This window comes from Syntrophomonas curvata (genome assembly GCF_052976825.1).
In genome coordinates, this window is sequence record NZ_CM129641.1 from 787,168 (window position 1) to 812,297 (window position 25,130).

Sequence of the window (25,130 nt, forward strand, 5' to 3'; positions counted from 1 at the left end):
ATGACCTCCTAAATAATCTGATTGATAAACATGGCCAGACCTGCGGCGGCAAGAAGGCGAACCATAATCAGGGAGCTTACCCGGGAGCCGCTCTTCTTGCTTATAACTGACTCCAGGGGAAGATCATGGGCGCACAGAATAAATGCTGCTATTATGGTCAGTTCTTTAGCGTCAAAGCCCAGTGGAACCAGTGCCCCTACTCCGGCATAAAAACTGACCAGGGCCCCCAAAACCAACGGTAATGCTGCTTCTCCCGGCAGACCGATAATATGCATGAGAGGCTCCAGCAGATTGGAAATCCATTTAATCACCGGGGTATAATTTAAAAGGCTGACCAGAATATAGGCGGGCAGGACAACTTTGACTCCCAGTTCCCATGTAATCGTCAGCCCTCTTCGTATCCCCCGCAGTAAGATATGCATCGCCTACACCCCCTGCCATAGGGGCGTTATTCCTGTTATTTGCAGAAGCCCGTTATCACTGGTCATTAAATCTTCCCAGTTCAGTTCGCAAATCCGCTGCTTTCCCAGTGCAGCTACAGCCAGAGCAGTTTCCTGGCGCAATGCTTCCATAAAATTACCGAGAGATTGGCTGGCTGCTTTTGCCTTCAATTTAGCGGCTTTTTTACCGTCGGCCAGAACCAGCGACTCTACCGGTTGCCAGGGTATAGCCTTGGTTATCTGGCGATGGAGCATGGCAAAGAGAACGACATTATCCAGCATAACGGCTTGTGCGCCCAGGGCCAAAAGTTTAAGGCTGGCGCCAGCATCCCATATGCCGCCGCTGGCTATCAAATCAATCCGTTTATCCAGGCTCTGCCGATGCAGAAAACGACTGGCCCGGGCCAGGGCATAGGAAAGGGGAAGACCAAAATTAGCTGCCGTTACCGCCGGAGCCAGCAAAGAACTGGACTCATGACCCTCAAGGATAACCGCATCTACTTCTGCCTGAGCCAGTATGTCCAGGTCCTTTTCTATGCGGGCACTGCCAGCCAGGCGGACAGCTATGGGAATGCCTCCGCCCAAGTGTTTTAATTCATGGACCAGGCGGAAAAGCTCTTTTTTGCCTCCGGCAAGATGATAAAAATGGGGGATATAGGCCTGCTGAGATGAAGGACTGAAGCCGGTCTGCTCCCAGTTTAGGGGGAAGACAGAACCTTGACCCAGTTTTATTTCCAGCATACGGGCCAGTTTAATGCCAGCAGGCGTTAGCATTGGCGAATCAGGTTGATCCAGGGTCAAAATCGGGTTTTCTATTTTTTGAAGCTCGTTCCGGCTAAACAGCTGTTCACCAGTTAACAGAGCAGTTCCGCTCATATTGGCTGCCTCTATTAGCGCCTGGCGGGCGGTATCACTTATCTGCAGCCCGGTGGAGGGGGCGGCAATAATAAAAGGGGAGGCCAGTTTTAAGGGCTTCCCACTTTTAGTACCAATACTTACTCCGGTGTCTACGGAGTACTGGTCGCGAACCGGCGGGCAGGAGATCTGGGCTGGATTAAGATAGACTTGGGAGAGGACGTTGCCTGTTTCCAGGTGCTCACAGGGCTTGAGCAGGGGGTGTCCGGTTTCAGCCCGGCGTATAACCTCAACCAGGCGCAGCCAGGGGATATTATAGTAGCTATAAGTATAGGAAAGTAGCGAATCCTTAAGCGACGAGCCGCTGATAAGCTTTTTAGCCAGTTTGTCTACGGTCAGGTTAATAATCAGCGGAGCAAAAACGGCAGTTAAAATGGAGCCCAGCAGAGCCCCACCGAAAGACCAAAGGTAACTGTTTACCACAGTCAGAATTACCTCCTTTAACCATATAAAAATAGTATTGCCGCCTTATCTGTAAATAATTTTGGTTCCCGGTCGAATATATTACTGCAGATGGTAGAGGATGGTATGCTTAAGCTTTTAAAGGGTATTCCCTCTGCTGCTAACTACGATCCAGAATCATATACTGGGTGCTGGCGGAGGCTACGAGTTGATTTTCCCGGTTGTAGCCTTCAGCCGTCATATATACCATAGTACGTCCCTTCGATTTCACGGTAGCAATTATGATAAGCTCATCATCGGGGAAGATTGGTCGATGATAGGCAGTGTTTATGTAAAGGGTAGTAGCTTTGGCAGCAGGGGTTGCCGTCGAACAGAGCGGCCCAAAGGCGTTATCAAAGGCAGCAGATATGAAACCGCCCTGCATTGACCCTGCCGGGTTGCAATAGGACTCCAGAACCGGGATAGCTACCGTGACACGGCCGGGAGCTAAATCCAGCAGGCGGGTTTGCATGCTGGTGTAACAGCGGGGAGGAGTACCCAGATCAATATCAATCATAGCATATTCCTTTTCTCCATCGCCACTTGGACGGTTGCTCATCTGTATCCCTGCTTCCCAATTATAATTGCTCTGGGATTGAATTCGCTATTCTTTCTGTTTATCCTGCCTGGTAACAGGGGATTTTGATACATATTGCGGAGCAGGCAGAAAAGGCCCGGTCGGTACCGGGCCCCGAATAAACAAGTCTATTCTATTTTCTGCAACTGGGCAAACCATTTGGCATTATGGTGGGCTGTAACCTGTGCATCGACATAGCCGTCCAGCATCATGGAAGCGAATTCTACCCGGGATTTGGGGTGAACGGCAGCCAGGAAAAAGTGTCCCGCCACCAGTAAGATCATTACCATGGCAGTCCAGAAGTGAATGTTGTAGCAGATGGCAAGGAATGCTGAGGATACCGCATCCCGCCATAGCCACATGGGAAAACCGGTGATAATTATTAAAAGGCAGCCTACGATAATCAGGCCCCCCAGGATTTTTTGACCGGCATTATACTTTTCCTGGGGAGGCGCCTGCTCGACTTTAATGAACGGTACATATCCTCCCATGGTCTTTAGCCAGGCAAAATCGTCCTTGGTGAAAGTGGATATGGTATCTACAAAACGGGAAAAGCGGTCAAAGTTTAATAGAATATAAAGGGTTGGCCCCACGGTAAAAATAACCCCGGCCCAGCGGTGAACCAAAGAGGCGTTGGCCGGTCCTCCAAATATACTGGCTATACCGGCGATATCCCAGTAAAAACCTATTCCCGTAAGTCCAAGAACAATAAAGGCCAGCAGGTGAATCCAGTGCATGGTACGGGTTTGGGTATCATGCTTCAGTACATTTCCTTTAATTTCTTCGCTCATCACTATACCTCCCTTTTACGCTGCTTCATGGTTGTCTTCGCCCTGGTGACGCCCTTTAAGTTCTTCGATAAAGGTTGGGATATCTTTGCCATATTTAGTGTGGAGCAGGTGATGAGCTTTTTCGCTCAGGTATTTCTCCTCCCCGGGTGACAGGAATTCCCGGTAAATCTCGACTATCTCCGGATTTTGATGGGATTTGCGTAAGGCCATTTTTTCGTCCAGGGTATAAAGTCCCGCTGCCCGCTGGGCAATATAATCGTCACCGGCAGCAAAAGCATCAATACCTATCTTGGCGAAAACCCCGGATACTATGACGGCAACAGCCAGCATGCCGCTTCCTTTTAGGAACTGACGTCTGGTCATGCCCGTTTTTTCAATAAAGATATTCATAACAGGATCCCCCTTCCTTTAATAGGTATCACGCCTTATGGGCTGACCGCCGCCATTAATACATCCGCCGGGACAGTTCATCACTTCAATAAAGTGATACTTGCTGCGACCAGCCAATACATCTTCAATTATACGGTCAACGTGCTTGGTGCCAGTTACTATACATACGCTGACCGGCAGGGCCTTTCCTCCCAGGGCTTGGATCGGGACCTCTACCACTGCTTCTCTTACCGGTTTAAGCCCTCTTACTGCCTGGAAATCAACTTTACCCAGGGTTTCCCCGCTAAGTACTTCGTAGGCGGTACGCAGAGCCGCCTCCATAACTCCTCCGGTAACTCCGAATATGGTTGCTGCCCCGGTGGAGCTTCCTATAAATTGATCGGCGCGTTCATCATGAAGATTGACAAAATCTATACCTGCAGTCTTTATCATTTGCGCCAGTTCCCGGGTGGTCATTACGGCATCAACATCCTTGTAGCCGCTGGCAATGAATTCAGGACGGTCGCATTCATACTTTTTGGCGGTACAGGGCATGACCGAAACGGAATATATACTGCCGGGGTCAAGGTTTAGTTTCTCTGCCAAATAAGTCTTGGACACGGCTCCGAACATTTGCTGGGGAGATTTGGCAGTTGAAACATGGGGCAGGATTTGCGGGTATTTATCTTCGGCATACTTTACCCAGGCGGGGCAGCAGGAAGTAAACTGGGGGAGAGGTCCGGCATGTTCAAAACCGGGAACCCCCAGGGCGTTGAAGACCCGGTGGATGAGTTCAGTTCCTTCTTCGGTTATGGTCAGGTCAGCCGCAAATTCGGTGTCGTACACCTTATCAAAACCGAGTTTTCTTAAAGCGGCATACATTTTATGTTTGACATTGGTTCCTGGCGCCAGGCCGAATTCTTCACCCAGAGCTACCCTTACTGCCGGGGCTTCCTGAACTACTACGAATTGGTTGGGATTATCCAGAGCTTTTATTATCCGCTCATTGACCATGCTGAAATCGTCAATAGCGCCAAAGGGACAATTGATAAGGCATTGTCCGCAGTTTATGCATTTCCCAACTTCAATATGATGCTTTTCCCCCAATCTGCCCTGGATGGCGCCGGTAGGACAGATGGACGTACAATGATCACAGGCCTTGCATTTATCACTGACATGAATAACACCATTATTTAGCACTGCAGTACTCAATATTCTCCCTCCTTGTATAGAAGTTCACAGAAAACAAAAAATCCTTCACCTCCTTTGCATGAACCATCCGTCTGATTGACTTCTATCCTTCATGGATAGGTTCACTCCCGGTTTATATCCGGGAAAAAGAAAGTTTAGGAATTCTGCTCCTGCTGTCTGGTTTCCAGCAGCTTCGTTTTCACTTCGTGTGAACGACTATTATTAATGAATATTGTACCAATTAAAGATTACTTTGTCATTAGCGGATAAAAAAAGGCCCGCTTACAAAAGCAAGCGGGAGGAAAAAGATTGGGATTGTATGAAAAAGCCTTTTACAGCTTTTTGCCATATGTAAAAACAATGGTCGTATCCTCGTAAAAAAGGTACGACCAACCAGACCTAACAATATAGGCCTAAACTGAACTCCTTTTCACAATAGGGGAAGGCACAGGAGTTTCCCTCTGCACCCAGGCTCCAGAACCATAGCAAAACACCTTAGGTAGGGGAGCTCGGAGAACCTATTTATTTTGTTCAGCTTATCACATGGTCAGGGAAAAGGCAATAAAAAAATCCAACTTAGATATGGGCTTTTTCAATTATTTCTATAAAGTAGTCGAGCAGATAAGGGTCGAATTGTATACCGGCAAAGCGCCGAAGTTCCGAAATAGCATCATTTTTTTTCATGGCTTTGCGATAAGGGCGGTCGCTGGTCATGGCGTCATAGGCGTCGGCAATAGCCAGCATCCTGCTTTCCAGAGGAATTTCCTCTGCTTTCAGCCCCAGGGGATAACCGTTTCCATTCCACCATTCATGGTGTTTTAATATCCAATCGGCGATAGGCACCAGATCCGGGGCGGACAGGGCGATGCGGTGCCCGATTTCGGAATGGCGCTGCATTTCGAACACTTCTTCCTCGCTCAAAGGGCCGGGTTTAAAAAGAATATTATCGGAGATTCCTACCTTGCCGATATCATGAAATTCAGCTAATAAGCGCAGGTCGGCGATATGATGGCCGGGCAGCCCGATATATTCTCCCAAAGACGCTACCAGCCCCTGAATGCGTTCTGCATGCCCCTCGGTTAGAAAATCCCTGGCCTGAAGTGCTTTCATAAGCGTTTTGACAATAGCGCTCCGGGCACTCTGACGTCGGTGAAGTTTTTCCCGATACATGTTATTGTCAGCCGCTTGAAAAACTTCATTCATGCTTATGGAAGGCTCATTCCGGACAGCAAAGCCGATAGAAAGACTTAGGGGTATATCCGGGTTGTTATTGTTATAGCTTTCTACTGCGTCCCGAACTCTCTGACAGGCGGTCTCTACAATCAGTTCCGGACTGCGCAGCATGAGAACGGCAAATTCATCGCCTCCTACCCGGGCTACCACATCATCGCCCCGGAAGCATTTTTCAATCACCCGGGATACGGCAATCAATACCTTATCACCGGCATCATGCCCCAGGGTATCATTTACCAGCTTCAGACCATCCACATCACAGACTAAAAGACCGGTGGGGTAGAAGCGGCCGTTTTCTATCCGCCTAATCTCTTCTTCAAAGTAAGTGCGGTTATATAGTCCGGTAAGCCGGTCATGCAGGCTGAGATAACGAAGCTGCTCTTCGATATGTTTACGCTCGCTTATATCCCGGATAGACTCTATAGCCCCTACCCGGTTGCCGTCAGTGTCAAAGAGGGGAGAGGCTTTAACCCAAATGTAGGCGCCTTCTCCATCATATACGCCCGGAGAGAAGATTTCCGTATACAGGCTTTGCCCCTCGCGGCGGACTTCCTTGTAATGCTTGCCTATATCCTCGTCTGAAGCCGTAATCAAGTCCAGCAGCATAGGGCGGGGGTATCCGTAAAAAGGTATGGCGTAGCCATAATCACCCTGCCCGATTATGTCTTTTTTATTAAGACCGGTCATTTCCTCAGTAGCGCGGTTCCAGGCAATTACCCTGCGGTTCTGGTCAATGACAAAGGTAGCATCGGGAAGGAATTCGATTATATCAAGCAGCCGCTGGTTGGTAGCCCGAAGCTGATTCTCCATTAACTTCCGTTCGGCTATATCCCGGGCGATACCCTGTACCGCATACGGCTTGCCATCTTTATACAGGAGCCGGGGGCGAATCTCCAGAGGCACCCGTTGGCCGGACTTGGTGATAATGTCCAGCTCATAGGTGGGGATGCGCCCTTGAAAAATATCCTTTACAATTTGTTTGCCGGCAATATCCGCATGTTCCGGGGCGACCACATCCAGGAAACCTATCTGCAATGCTTCCTCACGGCTGTATCCGGTAATCTGTTCGGCATTTTTATTTATTGATGTAAACTTACCCTTTAAGTCATGTATGTAGATCAGATCATTGGCATTCTCGAAGAGATCCAAGAAGTGTTCCTGGCTTTCCCGCAGGGCTTCCTCGGTTAGCTTGCGCTGGGTAATATCCATGAAATTGCCCAGGGTAGCAAGTTTACCCAGGTATTGTATAGAGGTGACCGTTTCCATGATCCATTTTATATTGCCCCCTTTTTGTATTACCCGGTATTCATAAGGGGGAGTAGGGTGCCCTTTTAGCATTCTGATAGCGTTTTCCTTGACCTGAGCCCGGTTTTCCGGAACTACCAGATCCAGAGAATTGCCCCCCCGCAGTTCAGCTTTGCTAAACCCGATCAATTTTTCGAATTGGGGATTAACATCAACAAATTTACCATTTTGAACTATAAAAATACCTATCGGCGAGCTTATAAATAGAGCCGTGAATAATTCCTGCGAACGTTTATTGCGGGAATCAAGCAGTTCCAATTCGGCAATTTGCTGGCGAATTTTTTGTAGACTTATTTTTAACTGCTCTTGCAGGTATTCACTATTTCCCACTACAGAACCTCCCGATAGGAAAATTTTTTAAAAGGGCAGAAAAGCAGCAAAAAAGAGAAGGGCAGTAACGTAAATGGCTTTAGTAAACATGGTATGTGCGTGTGTTGCAAGCAATAGTATCTTAATTATTATTCTACTTTTCTGGTTAATTACCTCTTTAACTTCCAAAAAAAAGAATTTCATAAATATAAGGCTGGGGCAGCTTTTACACTGCGATGCTCTGCCCCTATTGGCAAGAACTGTCGGGGCAAGATTACAGCCCGGCGAATATCCAGAACCTAAAGGCTGTGAGCAGGATATGAACTGCTTTTTGTAGAAATGATTTAAATAAAACAATTCAATGCAATTTGGGGGTGGCGGCATGAATTTTATCAATATGCCTGAAAATGTACGGGAAATTCTAATCAAACTACATGACAATGGTTATAAAGCTTACATCTATGGCGCCTGCATAAGGGACTGCCTCTTGGGGAAGGAGCCTATAACCTGGGATATTACTACCAGTGCGCTGCCCAATGACATAGTGGTTATTTTCGATGAGAAAGAAGGCTTCGCTACCATTCCCTCGATTGAGGATTATGGCGTCGTTACCGTTGTTTTTAAAGAAGAGAGCTACCGGATTAATACCTTCCGCACCGGGGAAGCAAGACGGTTTACCGATGATATTAACCAGGATCTGCTGCATAAGGATTTTACCATGGACTCCATTGCCTATAATGAAGAAGAGGGCCTGCTGGATCCGTATGATGGCGTGGAAGATATTAAAAACCGGTTGCTGCGCTGTGCCAGAAACCCATATGACCAAATGCGGGAAGACAGCGTAAGAATCCTGCGTGCCGTAAGATTTGAAACCGAACTGGGGTTTAAGATTGATGCGGAATTATTGCAGGCAATCAAGGATTTGAAAAACAGTGTTCCCGTCAGCGGATCGGAAAGGGTGTGCAATGAGCTCATCCAGATTATCTTGAGCGATGTGCCCTCCCGCGGGATACGCAGGCTCATGGAACTGGGTTTGCTGGAGGTGCTTATGCCCGAGCTGATACCGACGATAGGCTTTGACACACGCAGTTCGTATCACGATAAGGATGTGTTTGAACACAGTCTGATAGTTATGGATAGTACCGAACCTAATCTTACGCTGCGGCTGGCTGCCCTTTTGCATGATATCGATAAGCCCAACTGCCTGACGGTGGACGAGCAGGGGGAGGGGCACTGCTATGGTCATGCCAGCGGGGGCGGCGAGATGGCGCGGACCATATTGGAGAGGCTTGATTTTGACCGCAAAACCATAAAAGCAGTTTCAGCCCTTATCAAGGAACATATGAATGATTATGACAATATAACCGATCTCAGCATTAAAAGACTGATAAGACGGGTGGGGCCGGACAACATCGACCGTCTGTTTGCACTCCAGCTGGCCGATATTAAGGGTGCCAAGCTATCGGGGCGAGACCCGGAACGGATAATGAAAATAAGAAACAAATGCTGGGAAGTATTGTCCCGTCATGAACCCTTAACGGTTCATGACCTGGATATAAGCGGCTATGATCTGCTGACCCTGGGTTATCCTCCCGGAAAAGAGATAGGGGAGGGGATGAGCTATCTGCTGGATAAGGTGGTGGACAATCCGGGCCTTAATCAACGGGATACCCTCATTGCTTTATTAAAAAACAAACAATAATAGAAACTGTGGTATTTCTCAAATTTTAGGTTTTCAACGAGGACCATATGCGATTAAAAAGCTGAATGATTATTAAAGATATGGCTGCTGCCAGCAGAACGATAAGCAGTTCCAGGCTGCCTGGCGGGGTGGTTTGCAGAACCCGGTTCATCAAAGGGGTATAAACGGCAGCGGTTTGCAGCGCCATGACCAATACGATAGCCCCCCAGATATAAGGGTTGAAAAAAAGGGTCCGGTTCAGCCGAAGCAGTCCCCCGGTGCGGACATTAAAGATATGCAGCAGCTGCACCAGTGCCAGGGTAAGGAAGGCAACGGTTCGGGCCGCATCCAGGCTGTCTGTTGACTCCAGGGTATACAGGTAAGCGCCCAGGGTCGCTGCGGCCAAAAGCAATCCCTGGAACAGTATAAGCAGTTGAAAACGGAGGGTGAGTATCTCTTCCCCGGGGTTGCGGGGGGGACGCTGCATTACATTTTCTTCGGCTGGTTCCCAGCCCAGCGACAATGCAGGAAAAACATCGGTAACCAGGTTAAGCCACAGGATCTGCAGCGCTGCCAAAGGAAGGGGAACCCCGATTATTAGGGCGATGAGGATTACCAGAATCTCACTCAGGTTACAGGAAAAAAGGTACTGAATAAACTTATGGATGTTATCAAAAATTACCCGACCCTCTTTTACGGCCCGGATAATAGTGGCGAAGTTGTCGTCGGCCAGTACCATGTCGGCTGCCTCCCGGGCCACCACCGTTCCTTCGATGCCCATGGCAATGCCGATATCAGCTTCTTTGAGCGCAGGAGCATCGTTGACCCCGTCCCCGGTCATAGCCACGATTTCACCTTTTTCCTGCAGGGTATCCACAATATTAAGCTTATCCCGGGGACTTACCCGGGCGAATATGCTAACCTGACCAATTTCCTCAGCCAGTTCCGCACTGGTCATAGTCTTAAGCTGTTGCTGGTGGATTACTGCTCCGTAGGCCAGTCCCAGCCTTTCCCCGATAGAACGAGCTGTCTGCGGTTGATCACCCGTAATCATGATGGTTCTGATTCCGGCCCGGGCTGCTTCTTGAATAGCGTTGGCGGCTTCCCCGCGGGGAGGGTCCATTATACCGGCCAGCCCTAAGAAAATAAGGTCATGGAAAGCATCTTCGTCAGCCGATGCTACTGGACGGTAGGCTACCGCCAGTACCCGTAAGCCGCGAGCGGCCATATCATCGTTGATTTCAGCGATAAGCTCTTTTTCCTGCCCGCTGACCGGCTTAAGTTCCCCGTTTACCTGCCGGCGGGTGCAGGAGTTGAGAATAATGCTGGGGGAGCCTTTGGCTATAACAAATTGTCCTTCAGGCATCTGGTAATAAACGGCCATCCGTTTTTCCTCGGAACTAAAGGGGATTTCCTTGAGCTCCCGGTAATTCTTCAGCCGTTCCTTCTGGGGGTCAAAACCCTTTTTCATAGCCGCCACCACCAGAGCCCCTTCGGTGGGATCGCCCACTACGTCCCAACGGCCTCCCCGGTTGCGATTCACCGCGGCATTGCTGGCCAGGGCGGCAGTCTTTAAAAACCATTCGAGATCAGCGGTCTGGTCATCGCCGCTCTCCGGCAAAAATCCGCCTTCCGGCTGATAGCCGCTTCCGGTTACCCGGATAGGGGAGGCTCCGAGCCAAATTTCCTCCAGTGTCATCTGGTTTTCGGTCAGGGTGCCGGTTTTGTCCGTACAAATGACGGTAGTGGAGCCCAAGGTCTCAACCGCCGGCAGGCGCCGGATAATGGCATTATGACGGGCCATCCGGGTCATGCCGATGGCCAGGGTGATGGTGGCTACGGCGGGAAGTCCTTCGGGAACAGCGGCAATGGCCAGAGCGATAGAGGTTCTGAGAATTTCCGCTACCGGATGCCCCAGAGCGATACCGACTACGGCTACCAGAGCTGCGACACCGATACTGATAAAGGCCAAAGAACGCCCCATAGCCGCCAGCCGTTTTTCCAGAGGCGTGCTCTCCGGGGCGCTCTCCTGCAGCAGGGAGGATACCTCACCGATTTCCGTGCCGCTGCCGGTAGCGGTAACTACTGCCCGCCCATTACCACGCACAATGGCAGTTCCCATATAAAGCATGTTGATCCGGTCACCGATGGGAATGTCTCTTTCTTCCAGCCGGACTGCCTTTTTATCTACGGAATGAGCTTCACCGGTTAAAGATGCCTCTACTGCCGCCAGGTTGTCGGCCACAATCAGGCGGGCATCGGCGGTTACCTGGTCACCTTCCTCCACTATAATGATATCGCCCGGCACCAGACCCCGGGCATCGATTTCTGCGAGACTTCCTTCCCGCAGCACTTTGGCTGTCGATACAACCATCTTATTGAGGGCATCCATGGCTTTTTCCGCCCGGTATTCGGTAAAGAAGCCCAACAGGGCGTTTAGCAATATAACTACAGCGATGGCCAATGCCTCAACATAATCCTGCAAAAACAGGGAGATAGCAACGGCGACGACCAAAAGCAGGACAATTATATTCTTGAATTGGCTGACCAGAATAGTCCAGGCAGAAATCCCCTTCTTTTCCTTCAGGCGGTTTTCACCATATTGGGCCAGCCGCTGTTCCGCTTCGGGTTCATCTAAGCCCCATTCTGCATCTGTGCCCAACTGTTTAAGCACCTCTTCCGCTTCGATGGTATGCAAAGGTAAATTCATTATTGCCTCCTTTGGTTTTACTGAACCTTCAGGATAGTTTTCACCACTTTTAAAAATAATAAGCGGGGGAAGCAGGGTTGAGGTGCCACGGTAGCCAGTCTCCCATAGTCCGGAAAGGGACGGATTGCATAACGGACGTATTTGTATATGCAGAAATAGACCGCACACTTCTTTATATTCGCGTCTATAACAGTAGAGATATGCGCCAAAACCGGGCGCGCAGACTCTTGCAGAAGGTTTTGCAGTCAAGAAGCATACGGGTAATACCGTGCATTTTTTATTTCCGCCTGATATGGTGGGCTGCTTATAAGCTATTAGTATGGCTTATAAAGAAAGAGCCGAGCCCCCCGGCTCATATCTTCTGCTTATCCCCTGTTCGGACTTATGGCCTTATGTTTTTTAATGGTTTTTAATACGGCAAGTAAAACTCCTCCCCAAAACCATAAAAGTCGGATAGTTCGCGGTTTTACCATGAAAATGGCTCCTTTCTTTTACTTTAGTATTTGAAGAAAGCAGGAGCTTCACTCTTAAAAAAATTCCCATCCGGCAGGTTAATAACCGGTCGGGTTTGATAATCTTATATCTAGTTTCAGCAGAAATCGGCCCTCCGGGGGAAATTTACTCTTCATATCCCATGGCTACACCGACCACGGTCACCAGAGAGGCCAGGCCGTTGGCGATGAGGTTTACCTGTTCATCGGTAATAATCTGGTAACCGAAAGCATCTGACACCAATTTGCCGGCACCTAAAAGGGCCAGGTAAAAAGCCGGCTTATTTAAGCGGCTGAAGATCTTGTTCCGCTTTTCATCCATCACTATCTACCTCCTCCTGATTGTAAAAATTATGTATCATGCCGCCAGATTTAACAAAGCGGTATAGGATTATATATCGCCGGTCCGCTAATTTTTGCCCCGTCTTACGAAATCGACCACTTCATCCAGTTTGGCTTCCTGTCTTGCAAAATTAATCTGGAACAGGGTCGATAGCTGTTCGATAGCCCGGGTATTGTTTTCCACCACTTCAGCCAGGCATCTGCTTTCATCCGATCGTACCACGTCAGCCTTCTGCCGGTGGTTCCCGGGCCGACTCTGGCGAATTAGAACAATAAAGGCGGCGGCTAATGAAGCCACCGCCAGCATACCAATGGTCCAATCTTTTACTTGTTCCCAGGGCACATGACATCTACCCTCTCGTTAATAAGATTGCCGCCCCCCCCCCCTTGGGAGCGGCAGTTGCTAAGATGATATTTTTTTATTCTATTGCTTTTTGCACATAATTGGTCTACTGCGCGGTATTCAGCAGTGTCTGCACTTCTGCCCGGAAGCTGTCAGGTACCTGGTCGATAGTACGTAGCCCCTGCCTAACCAATGTGTAGTATAGCTGTATCATTAGGCTGTCCCCCCTTCCATCAATGCCCGGAAAGATAAAATTTCCTCAAATGTCGCTGCCAGTGCGTCCATGAGGATTAGGTTTTGCTGCTCTAACTGCTCTAATCTCGTCTGTGTTACTGTTCTAATTATTGCCTCCTGCTGGCTTACAGAACTAAGTAACAACGCTATTTCATCTTGATGAAGTACAACTGTACCCGGTATATGCTGTTCTATTGACCACTGCCCGTCCTCATATTTCTTCCAAATATAGCTTTCGTCAAAAGCTTCCAATGGAATTAAGCTGCTATCATTAGGCTCCCCGGCTAACTCTGATATTCCAATACAAATATTGTCCTTGTTTAACTGGGCGTAAAACATATAATCCCTCCTATCTAAATTCGACTACCTGCCATTCAACAGGTCCGTCGCAACTGATCTGAGTAGAACTAACCAACTTTGCGCTATACTCTTTTACGATCAAATTAGTGCTGCCACCAGTTAAAGTAACAGATGCAGATAATGGCGTAACATAATTAGAATTACAACTACTATCAAAGTACACATTAGTCCAAGGAAGCCCGTTTTCTGATGTTGTAACGCCTAATACTTTGTGCTGCGGTATTGTGCTGTTTGTGGCTACTGTACCAGCACTGCCCTTTGATTTACTGAAAACAACCGTTTTATTGATATTAACCTCACTAATTGTGATCGTTCCGGCAGAGGCTGCAACTCCACGTTGTATTGATTTCACTGCACCAATCGATGTAAGCATATCGTCATAAATTTTGCATAAATAACCCATTATAGTGGTGGTTCCAGATATAGGATTAGCAACTCCAACTAAATCTGTTTTCGCCTTAACTGCATCCAGTGTAGGCTTATCAGCTATAAAAATTTCGTTAGCCAACTAAACCACCTCCTCATAAATCAGTACCGCCACACCGCTAGCAGTCTTGAGTCCCCATTTATAGGTTTTACCTGCATCCGTAAAACGGTGTGGCATAGTATCGGCCTTATGAGCAATAAGCTCACTATTCATCTGTTCCAATGATTTCACCGGTGTATCCCACCAGTTAGGTTTACCTGTAATGGCCCTTATTCGGTTGGGTAGCCAACTCAGCCATTGGCCCAGTTTACCAGGGCCGTTGCCGGTCGGTACTTGAGTGGGGTCGGCCGTTCTGGCTCCGAGGGCATCATCAGATATAGTGTCAGGTCCTGGGGCTGCATCCGCCTTGTCCTCAACTACTTTAAGCCGGTTGTCAATGGCGTCCATGTTCTGATTGATCACCGCTATATCCGCGGTTTCGTTATCGAGGGGTTTAATGAACCCATAGTTGGTTGTTTGGTTCGGCATTTTATATCTCCTTTCTAAGCGATTTCTCTGCTGCGCAGTTGCTCCCAGCTGCCGGTTTTGACTTGGGTCCAGTTCAAGGCCTTGACTTCCTGCCAGGTAGTCAGGGTAAACGCGTAAGTCACGGACAGATGAGCCGGTTTGGCCTTTTCAATGGCTTCCTTGACATCGTTGATATTGGGCGGCACTCCCCGGGAATCTATGAACTTAACGGTAAAACCGTATTGAGCCGGATGCTCCGTTACCGCGACTTTTCCATAGACATAGCTTTCAGCGATGTTTTGTATTAAAGGGACGGTTACCGTTCCCATCCCTCTGAGCATGGCTATTATCCGGCTGCGGCGCTGATCGAGGGGCTTGCCCGTATGGTTAGGAAGTCCCAGCATCTCCTCCCAAAGATCCAATCCTGGTTCGGCAGCCGTTGCCACATAGAATTGCTTCAGCAGACTTTGCCCATTAGCAACGAGTTCGTCAAATTCCTTCCCTTCGGCTGTCAGCAGCGTTGCGAAAAACCTGGAGCCGCCCAGCCATTCGGGAATATAGCTCAGCATGGTACTGCTTCTATTCATGCAGGTTCACCGTCCCTTTAACCGCTACCTGGGTATCACTGACAGCGATATTGGCCGTACCGCCGTTTAAAGTCAGGCTGGTATAATCCATTACCCCGGGGATATCCAGGATCAAAGTACCTACCTGGGCATAGCTCACGTAGGCCTGTTGGAACGCGATCCTGCGCAGATAGCTATCCAAGGCTTGATGAAAGCGGTTTCCCACATCACTTATAACCGCTCCGGGCAAAAGTGTTACCGCAGCTGCTACATCAATGTTCAAACCGCTTGCGCTTTCCACGGTGACATCGGCACCTATGGGTCTCGCCTGGGCGATGTGGTCAGCTACCGCTTGAATCAGCTGGGTGGTTACCGGCTGCTTGTTGGCGTCTATTGCCACTACCTTGACGGTGCCGGGGCCGTTCCAGAGGGGCAGTACTCTGGCATCGCCGACTCCAGGCACTTCCAGGGCCCACTGCTTGTAATGGGAGATGTTGCCGCTGGTGGCCGGCTCCCTGACCTTGGTCAACAACCTGTTCAGCAGGTCGGCGTCGCCTTCTTCATCGGTACCGCCTGCAGTGGGGAGGGGATTTGTTACTGACGTTACGCCGGTCAAGGCGACCGGTGTCCGGATTATGGTATCTGCCGGAACATTTCCGGCTTTTCCGGCTTCCTCGGCCAATATCGCTGCCGTTGTTTGCCCCGAGTCATCGATCACTGCTTCGGCACTGCTTAGGAACCTAAGTCCACCAACGGTGGAGAATATCGATCCGGCCGGTATGATTGATCCGGCCGTTCCGCTTATGGTTACCCGACCGCTGGCTTGGGTGGCCGGTTTGCGCTGGAGGCCATGCTCCACGGCCCGGTGGTCAAGGTATTGACCGGAAGAGGTGGGGGCAAACCCCAGCTTCAGGATGTTATCCAGCTGGACATAAGCCTGGGCCAGTTCCAGAGCCGCCGGGGCCAGGGCATCGTAAATAAAAGATCCTTCCGATTTCTGCACATCGGAAGGAACCTGGTCGAGCAGCCTTTGCAATATCTTTTCAAAGGTTTGGTTTTCATACATTTATCATTACCTCCCCATAGTCAGTAATGCCTGTAAAGCTTATCGTGAGTTTTTCGCCCCGGAAGCTGGTTTTCAGATCTTTGATGCTCTTAAGATAGGGATTCACCAGCAGGCATTCTTCTACATACCGTTTGGCCTCGCTTTGGGTTGCAGCACGGGAATAGCCGGTTCCGATCAGGGTTTCCAGCTCACTGCCATAATTCCAGGAGTAGATGGGCCACCGGTACCGGGCTGTAAGCAGCGCTTTGCAGATCCAGATTTTAATGGCTTCCAGGCCTTCAACTACGATGATTCTGCCGTCTTGCCGCAGGAACTCTCCTTTAGCGAAATCCCAGGCATACTCTCTGGGCGCCGGCAGGGAAGCGGATATAACCTGTTGATCTGCAACGGCATCGATAAAAGGAAATATGCTCATACGCTCACCACCTTTGCCAGGATAATGTAGGTCTGTCCGTCATGGGTAGGCATCACCGCCGCCATGTCTCCCGCTTTTAATGTATCGGTCCAGGTGATCTGCCCGGTATCAACCAGGCTTTCTAAAATGGTATATTCGGAGTATTCTACCGGACTAGGCGGGGTTTTGGAAATAATGGTCCCCTTGCCGGTCTGGAAAAACTGCCTTTGATAGCCGGTCAACAGGTAATCGGCTATGAGAATATTGGGCTTTCCCACCTGGATATCCCCTACTTTTATCCGCAGATCGGGGGGAGGGGACAAGACCTCGGCCAGCATAAGGGAAGGGGGATTATGGACGCTGCCTTCCTGGCGCATGATGCCTATGATGGTTGAATAAGGGTTTTCCTGCATCTGTTTATCCCTCCTTATGGTCCATTTGATTTTCCCATTCCAGTACGAGGTTCATGGTATGCAGCCCGTCTTTCCAGGTATGGGTGTCCCCGTCAATGAAAAAAACCTGCTCCAGGCCGGAATAGGGTTCCTTTACTTTTACAGCTTTTCCGGTGGTACAGGCGATGTTTCCCATGGCATCCACACTGGCTTTCTGTTCCATTTTTTTCAGCATACCCTGAGCAACAGCGGCGGGATTTTTCCCCGCTTCTTTTTGATAAATCGACTGCAGCAGTCCATAGTCTTTCAGCCACTGGTCATGCTGAACCTGACTAATCCGATTGCCTTTTTCATCGGTAATGACGACCCGGTTTATCATGCCGTCTATACTCTCGGAATAGCTTGAGTTGGTAAGATTCAGATGATTGCTCAGCTCATAGTCGGCTATCGTTAACCCTTTTTCGATCACATCAAGCCTGCCCTGGTTCATTACCGGGATGTATTTTTTACCGGTCTGAGAGCTGGCTGCCGCATAAGCCGTCATAATAATGTCATACCCGGTCCTGGCTTGAGCGATGAGCGACTGGTTGATGCCGGTGGCGATGAGATTGCCGGGAATAATGCCTAAATCGCTGCATACTTTCCTGGTTATGGCCTCGGCGGTCATGTTTTGAAAGTTATACGACATCTGACTTTTGGTAAGGTAAATCAACCCGTCGAAAGCGGTTATCTGGAGCTCGGAGCCTGCATAAGCCAGTTGCTTGGAAAAAATAAAGCCTTTCATTAATTCCATACCGTCGTCGGTTTGCAATTTCAGTATATTGCCCAGGCCGACCACTACCCTGGGCAGGTAATGATCATGGGGAGATGCCGCCAGGTTAATCTCCAGTTTCCGGGCGGCTTGCTGCACCTCACCCGACCAGGTTATGGATGTTACCAATGGGGTGATATCTTTGTATCCTTCTGAGTTAGCTAAAATTATTTTCATCCGATCACCAGCTTCTGGCCGGGATAGATGAGATCAGGGTTTTTGATCCCGTTTTTTTGAGCAATCGCCGTGTAATTGGAACCATTCCCGGTAAGTCTTTTCGCAATCATCCACAGGCTGTCACCGGGCTTGACCGTATATTCCCTGGGCATTTCTTGGTTTGCCGGCCGGGCGGCTGCGACCCTACCGGGGGGGCCTGCTGGGACAGCCGGCGTCAACGCAGCAATTTCAATGAAGCGAAATTCTTTCAGGGCCAATGCAAAGTTCACATCTCCGCTGCCGGCCTTTTCCCCATACTCGAAGGTCTCGATGACCATGGCCATGTTTATATCGGCATCGGTAATCATAAGCCGGATGGGCTTCCCGGACTGTTTCCAGGAGTCGATTAATTGAACACAGTCATAAGGGGAAGGGAAGCCCTGGTACTGGCAAAAATAGTAATTGTGCGCCGGAAAAAAAGAAGCCAGGCTGATAGACGCCAGACCCGGCTTGCCGATGATATTTATTTCCCCAACCGCATTTATATTGACGGTTTGATTTTGGTTTCCTTTGGAAATCGTAAACTCCGCCGGGTTTACTGGAAGCTGAAGCCTTGCGGCGTTGTTATTATCTGACAGCCAGAATTCCATCAGCACTCCTCCCCGCGTAATTGATCTGGGCGGCTTTTAGTTGGGCTGCCACCGCTTTGGCAATCCGATTAATATCGGCTTCTTCCCGAACGACTATGGTGTCAGCCAGCTTGGCGATGGCGACGTTCCCGGATTTCTGCCGGTACTGATCAGCCTCAGCCCTTGTAAGTACCCGCTCCCCCTGATGCAGCAGAGCCGGATAGTTGTTAAAAGGAACGTAAGCCAGACCTGAGGCATGTGATTTCGGCTTTTTCTCCGGGGCAAAAGAAAATCCCCAACGCTCTAACGTAGATACAACCCAGGCTGGCAGAATACCTTTGAACGCATTGAGTAATTTGCCCGGAGCTTCCTTGATCCCAGAAATAATACCGTTGACCATTTCTCTGCCGAAGTTTACTGCCGTGGCAACCAGTTCACTGAATTTGGTCTTGATCGATAGAATGAGTTCGGTTATTGCCTTGACCAGGTTGTCCTTTATCTGAATAAAGGACTGTACGATGGTATCCCAGTTCCGCCAAATAGCCACTACTGCCGCTACCGCAGCCACAACGGCCAATATGGGCCAACCAATAGCGGCAATCACAGGTATCAGGCCAATGATTGCACCGTGCAAAATTGCTATAAGCGGTAAAATCACTCCAAAAATCGTTACGGCTGCCGCTATACCGGATAGGATCGGAATAACTGCCTCCTTGTTTTTTTGCAGCCACTTGCCTAGTTTTTCTATAAAGCTGATTACTGCGAGACCTGCCTCAAGGAGTTTTCCCAATGCTGTGGCAGCGGCATCCACGAATTTTTGGAATCCCGGACTGCCTGTAAAGGTTTCAATTTTTTGGGCGTATGTCTGTACTTTTTTTAACAATTCCTCCAGTTTGCTAAGATTTTTGGTCCCCATTTGTGTGAAGGCGTTGGCGAGGTTCCCTTTAATGTCTTTAACAGTATTCCCAATGCTTGTCCAGTTTTTGGAAGCGCCTGAATCAGGATTTTTCTGCATGGCACTTCCAAGGGTCGCATTGAATAACCATTTACCGCCCTTTGCCAAGGTACCCAGGTTAAGATATTGGTCTTTCCTACTTTTCATTCTGCTCGTTATCTTATCCTTGAAAGCAGATTGAGCCGTTTGGTTTAATCCAAGGATTTTTTGCTTTATGATGGCTAGAGATTTGCTGACCTGGTCCTTCAAGCTGATGCTTGGTTTCAATTGCAAAGAAGCCAGTGCTTTCATTAAACTCAGCCATTTCAGCGCAGGTGGGATTACTTGCCTGGTTATATCCGCTATTTTTGCTATTGCACCTGCCATCCTGGCTAGTTGGGTATTTAATTTCGTGGTCGTCTGCAAAGAGGTTTTTAAAGAGGTATTGGCTAATAACAGATTCAAGTCTGCACCTCCATCCGTTATTTAAATATACGGTGTTTGTAACAAGGAGATCTCCCTGCTGCCAATTCAAAACAGCAGGATAGATCTCCTTGGTCTATAGAATGAATGATAAGAGCGGACAACCTGCGCTTTTATTCACGGCGGCAGCTATGTTTTCCTTCCGCTCCAATTCGGTTGCCATGGACCAGTAAAGAAAGACCTTTTCGCCTTCCGATGCGTTGTAAATCTCTGACGGCCTTATGCCTTTTTGGGCATAGTAGTGAATCATGCAGGCCAGACCGTCATTTTTTATGAGTTTTTTACTTCTTCTCCATCCGTTTCACCCAGGGAGTTAAAGCCGCTCAGCTTCATGATCTGTTCGCTTATACTGGCAATTTCGCCGGATAGAAGCAACTTTTTAACCAGTTCCTTGGGGGTGGGGGCGGCCAGGTTTTCCAATAGCCGCCTGTCTCTTAGATCCGGATCTGTAACCCCTTTCAAAATGGCAAAAAGCGCGGCTTCTTCTTCATCGTAGTAGTCTTCCCGTTCATGGGCTTTGTTGAACCGGATTTTGGCAGCGCTTTCCCGGATTTCTTTGGCTTCATCCAGGGTCAGGGCCTGAATGGTAAACCAGACTTTGGACCCGGTCAACTCTGAAAGCCGGGGCATATACAGTTGCTTGCTGGGTCTGCTGCTGATATCTTCCGGTTTGATGTTTAGAAGCATGTCAAGGGTTTGGCTCATCATCAGTCCTCCCTACGGTTGAACAATATCTAGAAGTTCCCAATCACTGAAGGTAAACGGGCATTCCAGTTCCCCTTTGGCTTTGGTTTCCCAAGCAGCCAGGGTTAAATCGTCAAAAGCGGCATCCTTGATGAGAATGCGTTCGGCGCCTTTGGCAGCCGGGTCGGCCAAAGCGGATAGAATCTGCAACCGAGGGTTTATGCCCTGTTTGATACGGTGGCTGAGTTTAAGCATCATACGGCTGTTCATCTTATGCATCTTAATCGAGCCGGTCCCTTTGTAGCCCATAAATTTTGTATCTGTTCCCGGACGGCCGCACATAGCTATTTCCTCTTTCTCCAGTTCTATTTTGGCTTCCAGTCCATAGGCTTCGGCTACTTTTTCTCCATCCAGCCATATTTCGCCGAAGCTGCCGTTCATAATATTTTCAGCATTGGCCAATTATAATACCCCCTGTCTTATAAATTGATGACTAAGTTGACGTCTTCGATGGCATCCAGCGGCCGCACTGTTGACACCAGAAATACCTTGTCCCTGGTATTGGCTTCCTTGATTTGCTGCTCTTTCCAGGCATCGGCCGGTTCTCCGATACTTTTCAGATAGGCTTTTTGGGCCGGGACATTGATCTGACAACGGTTCTTGCCGGAATCCAAAACCCTTTCCAGTTCCAGGGTTTCATAATAGGCGTTGACAGCCGCTATCAGCAGCAGTTTGTTAGGATAACTGTTTTGAACTGAGCCTATGTACTCATCCTCAATGGTTTCTTTTATATCGTGATAAACCATGTCCAGTATCCTGACCAGCTTGATCTTCTGCCAGTCTGCTCCCTTGGCTTCAGTGGTGGTTAGCAGGCTGGTAACAGCACGGGCAATTTTAACCTTTTCTCCGTCATGGTAAAGAATCAGTTGCCCGGCATTGATTTTAGTATCCGCTTCACCTTTAGTTAATTTGGGAACATCGTCAATCTCAGGCAGTACCCGGAAGGTAGGGGACACAGTCAGAGGAAGACCGGCAATCAGGCCGGCAATTCTGGCTGTAAACTCACTGGCGGAATAGGTATTTCCTTTCATCGCAATATTTTCGGTGGTAAAGTTAATCACTGCCTCATGGTCAGCACTTTCGTTAGGTAATACCGCCATTATTCTGCGTTCTTTATTGTCCCGCATGCTTTTTGCCCAGGTTGCTACCGCACTGGTATCAGCAGAAGCAATGCCTGGAATAGCCAGGATATTAAATTTAATGGTTTCCAGATAATTGAGAGCATTGGCATAACCAGCCGCAGAATCCGGCAATACCACTGCTTTAATATCCTTGGGAGTACCCATAAAGGCGTGTTCCAGGTACATTTTATTGGCTGCCGATAATGTACCCGGTATGTCGGCGATATCAAGCAAATAATATTCGGTTAAATTTGTGACGCTGCTGTCTTTCAGAACCAAGGCCAGTGTTCCGACCGTACCTTGTTCAATTGCTTTAATCGCTTTGTTTTGAAAAATAATATTAACTGAAGGCAATCCCACAGTTTATCCCTCCTTATAATGGTTGTAAATATCTTGCATGAGATCATAATTGGGTTCTGTTCGAGTATTCAAAGTTTCCAAACCTAATAAGCAATAAAGCTCGTAATCCCGGAATTCCGCATCTAAATTAAGTATTTGATATTGGGTTCCATCAGGAGCAGTCAGCTTCATAATTTCCATCAGTGCCTGGTGCAATTGCTCGGTGACGCCCAACTGGTCCATCAGGTCAATATTGCCGTTCTGATCCTGGGGTGAATAATAGGCGATCTGCCAGGTGATTTTATTTTGATACTGGTTCCGGTTGAGGTCTTCACTGGACCCCTTGATTAACTGAACAAAAAAGCTGGGCCTGGTGAACCCAGCCGGGAGCTTGTTTAAATAGATGTTTGTTATTGAGGAAAACTTACTGTTGAGAAAAAGTGTTATAGCAGCAAAACTGCTCTTGTACATTTACCCGCCTCCTTTCCCGTACGATGAAGAAAATTCTTAAAGTACGTTGCCATTAAGTACTAGCCATGAAATTCTTCCCCACCTCCATAAATTTAGTATCCCAACTAATAAAAGAGCCCGCAGGCTCTATTATTGGGGTCAAATATTAAACATCTACTGCACTGTCAGTATAATTCCTCAGGGACCAAATAGATTCGCGACTTTTTCGTATTATGTTCTCCTCATTTTTCTAAATAAGCGTCAATTGGAGATATACCAAGTACTTCATCTGCCTCCTCGTCTGGCAAAAGGCCTAAACACCAGGCCATCTTATGTATAATCTGTTTTCTTTTACGGTAATAAACATCCTTTTCCAGACCTTGAATCCCAAGATCAGAACAGATATATTGCCAGGATTTTTTTTGGTTATAGGTCAGATTGATAATGGCCTTTTCTTCCGCATCCATCATTATTTCAAGGGAGTGCTCGACTAATTCCATTAGGGTTTTCAGTTGTTGTATCATCTGCTGGGTTTTGTGTACGGCCTCTAGATCTCTAATAGCATCGTTTTCAACTGAAGAATAAACACCATAGTATTTGCCTTCCCGCAACCGGTACGATGAGACCAGGGTCTGGCTGGAAGGTGTAGTGTTGTTTTGCAAGGCTTTCATTTTTTCCTCCAGGGCATGCACTCTGATAGGGAAACTCTTATAGTTGTATAGTAGCGCCTCTGTCTCCCGGTACCATTTTTTTTTTTGCTCAACGATATCCTCTCCTTTGTACTTTTTTAAGCTTGACTGTCAATTTAAGCACGCAGTGCGTAAAAAAACAGAGCTTTCGTAGCTCCGTTAATTAAATGCTTATTGTCCGGTTTTAGTGGGCAGCTATTTTTATATGGTCCAACAAGGATGGTATTAAATCCAGTGATGATATGTTAAGTTATGTTTGATTATAAATAATGATAGGCAGAAGTGTTCTCCTTTTATTCGCAATATTTTCGTTGATTTTCTAAATAACTGGATTTTAATTATAGATGTAAAAATATGTAGGAAAAAATATATGTAAATAGCCGGTAATTAAAATAACTGGAAAATGCATTTCGGAAAATAAAGGAAAGAACGCAGCCGTTTGGTGAAGTCGATAAAACAACTAAGAAAGAAGCTGCGTAATATGTTGGCTCGCCCTGGCGGGAGACTCTTAAGGCGCTTCTAGATCGGGAAACAGAGACTAGCCAGAAACTTAAGGGGTGTAATCGAATAATGCTGTTGTATGCCTGCAGGGCCGGGAGGCGAGGCAACAATGTCATTGAAGGGCTTAATCGGGAAATCCGTCATGAGGCTGGTTTGCGCCAGACTCAGGCAGGTGGTCGGCAAAGCTTGGGGCATCAGGAAACCTGTTAGTCTTTGGGAATGGTTCACGCCTATCTACTGAAACTCTATACCGGCCTGAATATTATCTATATGTTGGAGCATTTTTGACTTGGCAGCTTCTGAATTCCTGTCCCGGATAGCATTATATATCGCTTCATGCTCGCATATGATTTCTGTGCCTTTATCGGCAAAAAGCTCCTCGCGCTGAACACGAAAGGCGTTATGCATCAGGTCTGCGACGGTGTTCATGATCCGCAACAAAATGGTATTATGGGTTGCCTCGGCAATAGTAAAGTGAAATCGCAAGTCAGCTTCAACCGATTGGGATATGGTTTGGGCTGTTTTCATATGGTTCAGATTTGTTTTTATATTTTTAAGGTCTTCTTCAGTGGCGCGCTGAGCTGCCAGGGCCGCCATCTCCGTCTCCAGGACCCGCCGGACTTCCATTAGCTGTCCTCCGGGGTTTTGCTCCATTTCCAGTACCATCGCCAGTGGAGCAAAGGTAGCTGAAACACTGGTTTCACGTACAAAGGTACCTTCTCCCGGCCGAATATCCAGGATGCCTATAGCTTCCAGAGCAGTAAGGGCTTCGCGGACAGAAGCCCGGCTAACCCCCAACGATTCGGCCATATCTCGCTCTGATGGCAATTTCTGGCCTGGCTTCAATTCTCCGTTGCTAATCATTTCTTTTAATTGTTCAACGATTTCTTCATAGATTTTTTTGATTTTTATAGGCTGAAAGCTCAAGAGCAACACCTATCTTCTGCATTAAGCAATACTTTGATTCCTCTCTTGCCTTATTTTTATAGTGTAATGCATGCCGGTTCCTATAACTTTAGCCAGCATTTTTTCTCTTGCAGGTTTTGACCAGATAATCGTAAATATATCCATTACACCGTTAGTTTCTAATAATAGGCCCGGCATACCGGTACCAGCGGTGGTCATGACTATGAAGGCCCGTAAAAACTGTGCCGATTGCCTGGCGCGCCGCTGACAGATGGAAAACAGG

General features: G+C 48.1%; 30 protein-coding genes and 1 riboswitch. Of the genes, 2 read left to right on the forward strand and 28 right to left on the reverse strand.

From position 1 onward, the window contains the following. Nucleotides 1–8: 8 nt before the first annotated feature. The 7 genes from ACU70B_RS03335 to ACU70B_RS03365 all read right to left on the reverse strand — a co-directional run bounded on the left by ACU70B_RS03335 (nucleotide 9) and on the right by ACU70B_RS03365 (nucleotide 7,592). The gene (locus ACU70B_RS03335) at nucleotides 9–422 is read right to left on the reverse strand and encodes a nucleoside recognition domain-containing protein (RefSeq protein WP_447184939.1); all 414 of its coding nucleotides are present in this window, start codon (nucleotides 420–422) and stop codon (nucleotides 9–11) included. 3 nt (nucleotides 423–425) lie between these two features. Continuing rightward, nucleotides 426–1,778 carry a glutamate synthase-related protein gene (locus tag ACU70B_RS03340; RefSeq protein WP_447184940.1) on the reverse strand — a complete coding sequence of 451 codons (1,353 nt, stop codon included), beginning with the start codon at nucleotides 1,776–1,778 and terminating at the stop codon, nucleotides 426–428. A gap of 139 nt (nucleotides 1,779–1,917) precedes the next feature. Further along, nucleotides 1,918–2,355: a PaaI family thioesterase gene (locus ACU70B_RS03345; RefSeq protein WP_447184941.1), complete on the reverse strand. Its 438-nt coding sequence runs from the start codon at nucleotides 2,353–2,355 to the stop codon at nucleotides 1,918–1,920. Nucleotides 2,356–2,501: 146 nt separating this feature from the next. Then, a complete protein-coding gene (locus ACU70B_RS03350; protein WP_447184942.1) occupies nucleotides 2,502–3,164 on the reverse strand; it encodes a formate dehydrogenase subunit gamma in 663 nt (220 codons plus the stop codon). 15 nt (nucleotides 3,165–3,179) lie between these two features. Further along, the gene (locus ACU70B_RS03355) at nucleotides 3,180–3,554 is read right to left on the reverse strand and encodes an iron hydrogenase small subunit (RefSeq protein WP_447184943.1); all 375 of its coding nucleotides are present in this window, start codon (nucleotides 3,552–3,554) and stop codon (nucleotides 3,180–3,182) included. A gap of 18 nt (nucleotides 3,555–3,572) precedes the next feature. Further along, on the reverse strand, nucleotides 3,573–4,745 hold the full coding sequence (locus tag ACU70B_RS03360; RefSeq protein WP_447184944.1) for a [FeFe] hydrogenase, group A: 1,173 nt from the start codon (nucleotides 4,743–4,745) through the stop codon (nucleotides 3,573–3,575). A 386-nt stretch (nucleotides 4,746–5,131) separates the two neighbouring features. Next, nucleotides 5,132–5,251: riboswitch (molybdenum cofactor riboswitch) on the reverse strand. A 49-nt stretch (nucleotides 5,252–5,300) separates the two neighbouring features. Continuing rightward, on the reverse strand, nucleotides 5,301–7,592 hold the full coding sequence (locus tag ACU70B_RS03365; RefSeq protein ID WP_447184945.1) for a PAS domain S-box protein: 2,292 nt from the start codon (nucleotides 7,590–7,592) through the stop codon (nucleotides 5,301–5,303). Between the two features lie 361 nt (nucleotides 7,593–7,953). On the opposite strand from ACU70B_RS03365, the gene ACU70B_RS03370 reads away from it, so the two are divergent. Further along, nucleotides 7,954–9,273 (forward strand): CCA tRNA nucleotidyltransferase, encoded by a 1,320-nt coding sequence (locus tag ACU70B_RS03370; protein WP_447184946.1) that lies wholly within the window; start codon nucleotides 7,954–7,956, stop codon nucleotides 9,271–9,273. A gap of 25 nt (nucleotides 9,274–9,298) precedes the next feature. Here ACU70B_RS03370 and ACU70B_RS03375 read toward each other — a convergent pair whose 3' ends face one another. The 20 genes from ACU70B_RS03375 to ACU70B_RS03470 all read right to left on the reverse strand — a co-directional run bounded on the left by ACU70B_RS03375 (nucleotide 9,299) and on the right by ACU70B_RS03470 (nucleotide 23,422). Continuing rightward, complete coding sequence (locus ACU70B_RS03375) at nucleotides 9,299–11,962, reverse strand: cation-translocating P-type ATPase (protein WP_447184947.1); 2,664 nt, start codon at nucleotides 11,960–11,962, stop codon at nucleotides 9,299–9,301. A 618-nt stretch (nucleotides 11,963–12,580) separates the two neighbouring features. Beyond that, the gene (locus ACU70B_RS03380) at nucleotides 12,581–12,778 is read right to left on the reverse strand and encodes a hypothetical protein (RefSeq protein WP_447184948.1); all 198 of its coding nucleotides are present in this window, start codon (nucleotides 12,776–12,778) and stop codon (nucleotides 12,581–12,583) included. Between the two features lie 84 nt (nucleotides 12,779–12,862). After that, nucleotides 12,863–13,138 (reverse strand): hypothetical protein, encoded by a 276-nt coding sequence (locus ACU70B_RS03385; RefSeq protein WP_447184949.1) that lies wholly within the window; start codon nucleotides 13,136–13,138, stop codon nucleotides 12,863–12,865. A 106-nt stretch (nucleotides 13,139–13,244) separates the two neighbouring features. Further along, nucleotides 13,245–13,352: a CD1375 family protein gene (locus ACU70B_RS03390; RefSeq protein WP_447184950.1), complete on the reverse strand. Its 108-nt coding sequence runs from the start codon at nucleotides 13,350–13,352 to the stop codon at nucleotides 13,245–13,247. Continuing rightward, on the reverse strand, nucleotides 13,352–13,711 hold the full coding sequence (locus ACU70B_RS03395) for a hypothetical protein (protein ID WP_447184951.1): 360 nt from the start codon (nucleotides 13,709–13,711) through the stop codon (nucleotides 13,352–13,354). The genes ACU70B_RS03390 and ACU70B_RS03395 overlap by 1 nt, the downstream gene beginning before the upstream one ends. A 10-nt stretch (nucleotides 13,712–13,721) precedes the next feature. Further along, entirely contained in the window at nucleotides 13,722–14,240 is a 519-nt protein-coding gene (locus tag ACU70B_RS03400) for a hypothetical protein (RefSeq protein ID WP_447184952.1), read from the reverse strand. Beyond that, on the reverse strand, nucleotides 14,241–14,687 hold the full coding sequence (locus ACU70B_RS03405) for a hypothetical protein (RefSeq protein ID WP_447184953.1): 447 nt from the start codon (nucleotides 14,685–14,687) through the stop codon (nucleotides 14,241–14,243). Between the two features lie 14 nt (nucleotides 14,688–14,701). Beyond that, nucleotides 14,702–15,253: a putative phage tail protein gene (locus ACU70B_RS03410; protein ID WP_447184954.1), complete on the reverse strand. Its 552-nt coding sequence runs from the start codon at nucleotides 15,251–15,253 to the stop codon at nucleotides 14,702–14,704. Further along, nucleotides 15,246–16,298: a baseplate J/gp47 family protein gene (locus tag ACU70B_RS03415; protein ID WP_447184955.1), complete on the reverse strand. Its 1,053-nt coding sequence runs from the start codon at nucleotides 16,296–16,298 to the stop codon at nucleotides 15,246–15,248. Before ACU70B_RS03415 ends, ACU70B_RS03410 begins: the two co-directional genes overlap by 8 nt. Beyond that, a complete protein-coding gene (locus tag ACU70B_RS03420) occupies nucleotides 16,291–16,713 on the reverse strand; it encodes a DUF2634 domain-containing protein (RefSeq protein WP_447184956.1) in 423 nt (140 codons plus the stop codon). Before ACU70B_RS03420 ends, ACU70B_RS03415 begins: the two co-directional genes overlap by 8 nt. After that, nucleotides 16,710–17,105 (reverse strand): DUF2577 domain-containing protein, encoded by a 396-nt coding sequence (locus tag ACU70B_RS03425; protein WP_447184957.1) that lies wholly within the window; start codon nucleotides 17,103–17,105, stop codon nucleotides 16,710–16,712. The genes ACU70B_RS03420 and ACU70B_RS03425 overlap by 4 nt, the downstream gene beginning before the upstream one ends. A 4-nt stretch (nucleotides 17,106–17,109) precedes the next feature. Beyond that, nucleotides 17,110–18,072: an XkdQ/YqbQ family protein gene (locus ACU70B_RS03430; protein WP_447184958.1), complete on the reverse strand. Its 963-nt coding sequence runs from the start codon at nucleotides 18,070–18,072 to the stop codon at nucleotides 17,110–17,112. Beyond that, nucleotides 18,069–18,701 (reverse strand): LysM peptidoglycan-binding domain-containing protein, encoded by a 633-nt coding sequence (locus ACU70B_RS03435; protein ID WP_447184959.1) that lies wholly within the window; start codon nucleotides 18,699–18,701, stop codon nucleotides 18,069–18,071. The genes ACU70B_RS03430 and ACU70B_RS03435 overlap by 4 nt, the downstream gene beginning before the upstream one ends. Further along, nucleotides 18,679–19,782: a phage tail tape measure protein gene (locus tag ACU70B_RS03440; RefSeq protein ID WP_447184960.1), complete on the reverse strand. Its 1,104-nt coding sequence runs from the start codon at nucleotides 19,780–19,782 to the stop codon at nucleotides 18,679–18,681. Before ACU70B_RS03440 ends, ACU70B_RS03435 begins: the two co-directional genes overlap by 23 nt. Before the next feature lie 13 nt (nucleotides 19,783–19,795). Further along, nucleotides 19,796–20,149 (reverse strand): hypothetical protein, encoded by a 354-nt coding sequence (locus ACU70B_RS03445; protein WP_447184961.1) that lies wholly within the window; start codon nucleotides 20,147–20,149, stop codon nucleotides 19,796–19,798. A gap of 218 nt (nucleotides 20,150–20,367) precedes the next feature. Beyond that, nucleotides 20,368–20,805 carry a phage tail assembly chaperone gene (locus tag ACU70B_RS03450; RefSeq protein ID WP_447184962.1) on the reverse strand — a complete coding sequence of 146 codons (438 nt, stop codon included), beginning with the start codon at nucleotides 20,803–20,805 and terminating at the stop codon, nucleotides 20,368–20,370. Between the two features lie 9 nt (nucleotides 20,806–20,814). Next, nucleotides 20,815–21,243 carry a phage tail tube protein gene (locus tag ACU70B_RS03455; protein ID WP_447184963.1) on the reverse strand — a complete coding sequence of 143 codons (429 nt, stop codon included), beginning with the start codon at nucleotides 21,241–21,243 and terminating at the stop codon, nucleotides 20,815–20,817. Nucleotides 21,244–21,260: 17 nt separating this feature from the next. Continuing rightward, a complete protein-coding gene (locus ACU70B_RS03460; protein WP_447184964.1) occupies nucleotides 21,261–22,322 on the reverse strand; it encodes a phage tail sheath subtilisin-like domain-containing protein in 1,062 nt (353 codons plus the stop codon). Between the two features lie 3 nt (nucleotides 22,323–22,325). After that, nucleotides 22,326–22,772: a phage tail terminator family protein gene (locus ACU70B_RS03465; protein WP_447184965.1), complete on the reverse strand. Its 447-nt coding sequence runs from the start codon at nucleotides 22,770–22,772 to the stop codon at nucleotides 22,326–22,328. Nucleotides 22,773–22,993: 221 nt separating this feature from the next. Further along, nucleotides 22,994–23,422 carry a hypothetical protein gene (locus tag ACU70B_RS03470; protein WP_447184966.1) on the reverse strand — a complete coding sequence of 143 codons (429 nt, stop codon included), beginning with the start codon at nucleotides 23,420–23,422 and terminating at the stop codon, nucleotides 22,994–22,996. Nucleotides 23,423–24,010: 588 nt separating this feature from the next. Between ACU70B_RS03470 and ACU70B_RS03475 the strand changes: the two genes are divergently transcribed. Further along, entirely contained in the window at nucleotides 24,011–24,151 is a 141-nt protein-coding gene (locus ACU70B_RS03475; protein WP_447184967.1) for a hypothetical protein, read from the forward strand. Nucleotides 24,152–24,175: 24 nt separating this feature from the next. On the opposite strand, the gene ACU70B_RS03480 is transcribed toward ACU70B_RS03475, so the two are convergent. Beyond that, on the reverse strand, nucleotides 24,176–24,877 hold the full coding sequence (locus ACU70B_RS03480) for a FadR/GntR family transcriptional regulator (RefSeq protein WP_447184968.1): 702 nt from the start codon (nucleotides 24,875–24,877) through the stop codon (nucleotides 24,176–24,178). Nucleotides 24,878–25,130: the final 253 nt, after the last annotated feature.

What these genes read in the sequence shown, in the direction of transcription:
- ACU70B_RS03430 (WP_447184958.1), bottom strand. Translation starts at nt 18,072, where the DNA reads ATGAAAATAATTTTAGCTAACTCAGAAGGATACAAAGATATCACCCCA.
- ACU70B_RS03410 (WP_447184954.1), bottom strand. Translation starts at nt 15,253, where the DNA reads ATGAATAGAAGCAGTACCATGCTGAGCTATATTCCCGAATGGCTGGGC.
- ACU70B_RS03465 (WP_447184965.1), bottom strand. Translation starts at nt 22,772, where the DNA reads ATGTACAAGAGCAGTTTTGCTGCTATAACACTTTTTCTCAACAGTAAG.
- ACU70B_RS03375 (WP_447184947.1), bottom strand. Translation starts at nt 11,962, where the DNA reads ATGAATTTACCTTTGCATACCATCGAAGCGGAAGAGGTGCTTAAACAG.
- ACU70B_RS03475 (WP_447184967.1), top strand. Translation starts at nt 24,011, where the DNA reads ATGCTGTTGTATGCCTGCAGGGCCGGGAGGCGAGGCAACAATGTCATT.
- ACU70B_RS03350 (WP_447184942.1), bottom strand. Translation starts at nt 3,164, where the DNA reads ATGAGCGAAGAAATTAAAGGAAATGTACTGAAGCATGATACCCAAACC.
- ACU70B_RS03415 (WP_447184955.1), bottom strand. Translation starts at nt 16,298, where the DNA reads ATGTATGAAAACCAAACCTTTGAAAAGATATTGCAAAGGCTGCTCGAC.
- ACU70B_RS03335 (WP_447184939.1), bottom strand. Translation starts at nt 422, where the DNA reads ATGCATATCTTACTGCGGGGGATACGAAGAGGGCTGACGATTACATGG.
- ACU70B_RS03370 (WP_447184946.1), top strand. Translation starts at nt 7,954, where the DNA reads ATGAATTTTATCAATATGCCTGAAAATGTACGGGAAATTCTAATCAAA.
- ACU70B_RS03425 (WP_447184957.1), bottom strand. Translation starts at nt 17,105, where the DNA reads ATGCAGGAAAACCCTTATTCAACCATCATAGGCATCATGCGCCAGGAA.
- ACU70B_RS03440 (WP_447184960.1), bottom strand. Translation starts at nt 19,782, where the DNA reads ATGAAAAGTAGGAAAGACCAATATCTTAACCTGGGTACCTTGGCAAAG.
- ACU70B_RS03405 (WP_447184953.1), bottom strand. Translation starts at nt 14,687, where the DNA reads ATGCCGAACCAAACAACCAACTATGGGTTCATTAAACCCCTCGATAAC.
- ACU70B_RS03420 (WP_447184956.1), bottom strand. Translation starts at nt 16,713, where the DNA reads ATGAGCATATTTCCTTTTATCGATGCCGTTGCAGATCAACAGGTTATA.
- ACU70B_RS03345 (WP_447184941.1), bottom strand. Translation starts at nt 2,355, where the DNA reads ATGAGCAACCGTCCAAGTGGCGATGGAGAAAAGGAATATGCTATGATT.
- ACU70B_RS03470 (WP_447184966.1), bottom strand. Translation starts at nt 23,422, where the DNA reads ATGAAAGCCTTGCAAAACAACACTACACCTTCCAGCCAGACCCTGGTC.
- ACU70B_RS03355 (WP_447184943.1), bottom strand. Translation starts at nt 3,554, where the DNA reads ATGAATATCTTTATTGAAAAAACGGGCATGACCAGACGTCAGTTCCTA.
- ACU70B_RS03450 (WP_447184962.1), bottom strand. Translation starts at nt 20,805, where the DNA reads ATGATGAGCCAAACCCTTGACATGCTTCTAAACATCAAACCGGAAGAT.
- ACU70B_RS03435 (WP_447184959.1), bottom strand. Translation starts at nt 18,701, where the DNA reads ATGGAATTCTGGCTGTCAGATAATAACAACGCCGCAAGGCTTCAGCTT.
- ACU70B_RS03395 (WP_447184951.1), bottom strand. Translation starts at nt 13,711, where the DNA reads ATGTTTTACGCCCAGTTAAACAAGGACAATATTTGTATTGGAATATCA.
- ACU70B_RS03390 (WP_447184950.1), bottom strand. Translation starts at nt 13,352, where the DNA reads ATGATACAGCTATACTACACATTGGTTAGGCAGGGGCTACGTACTATC.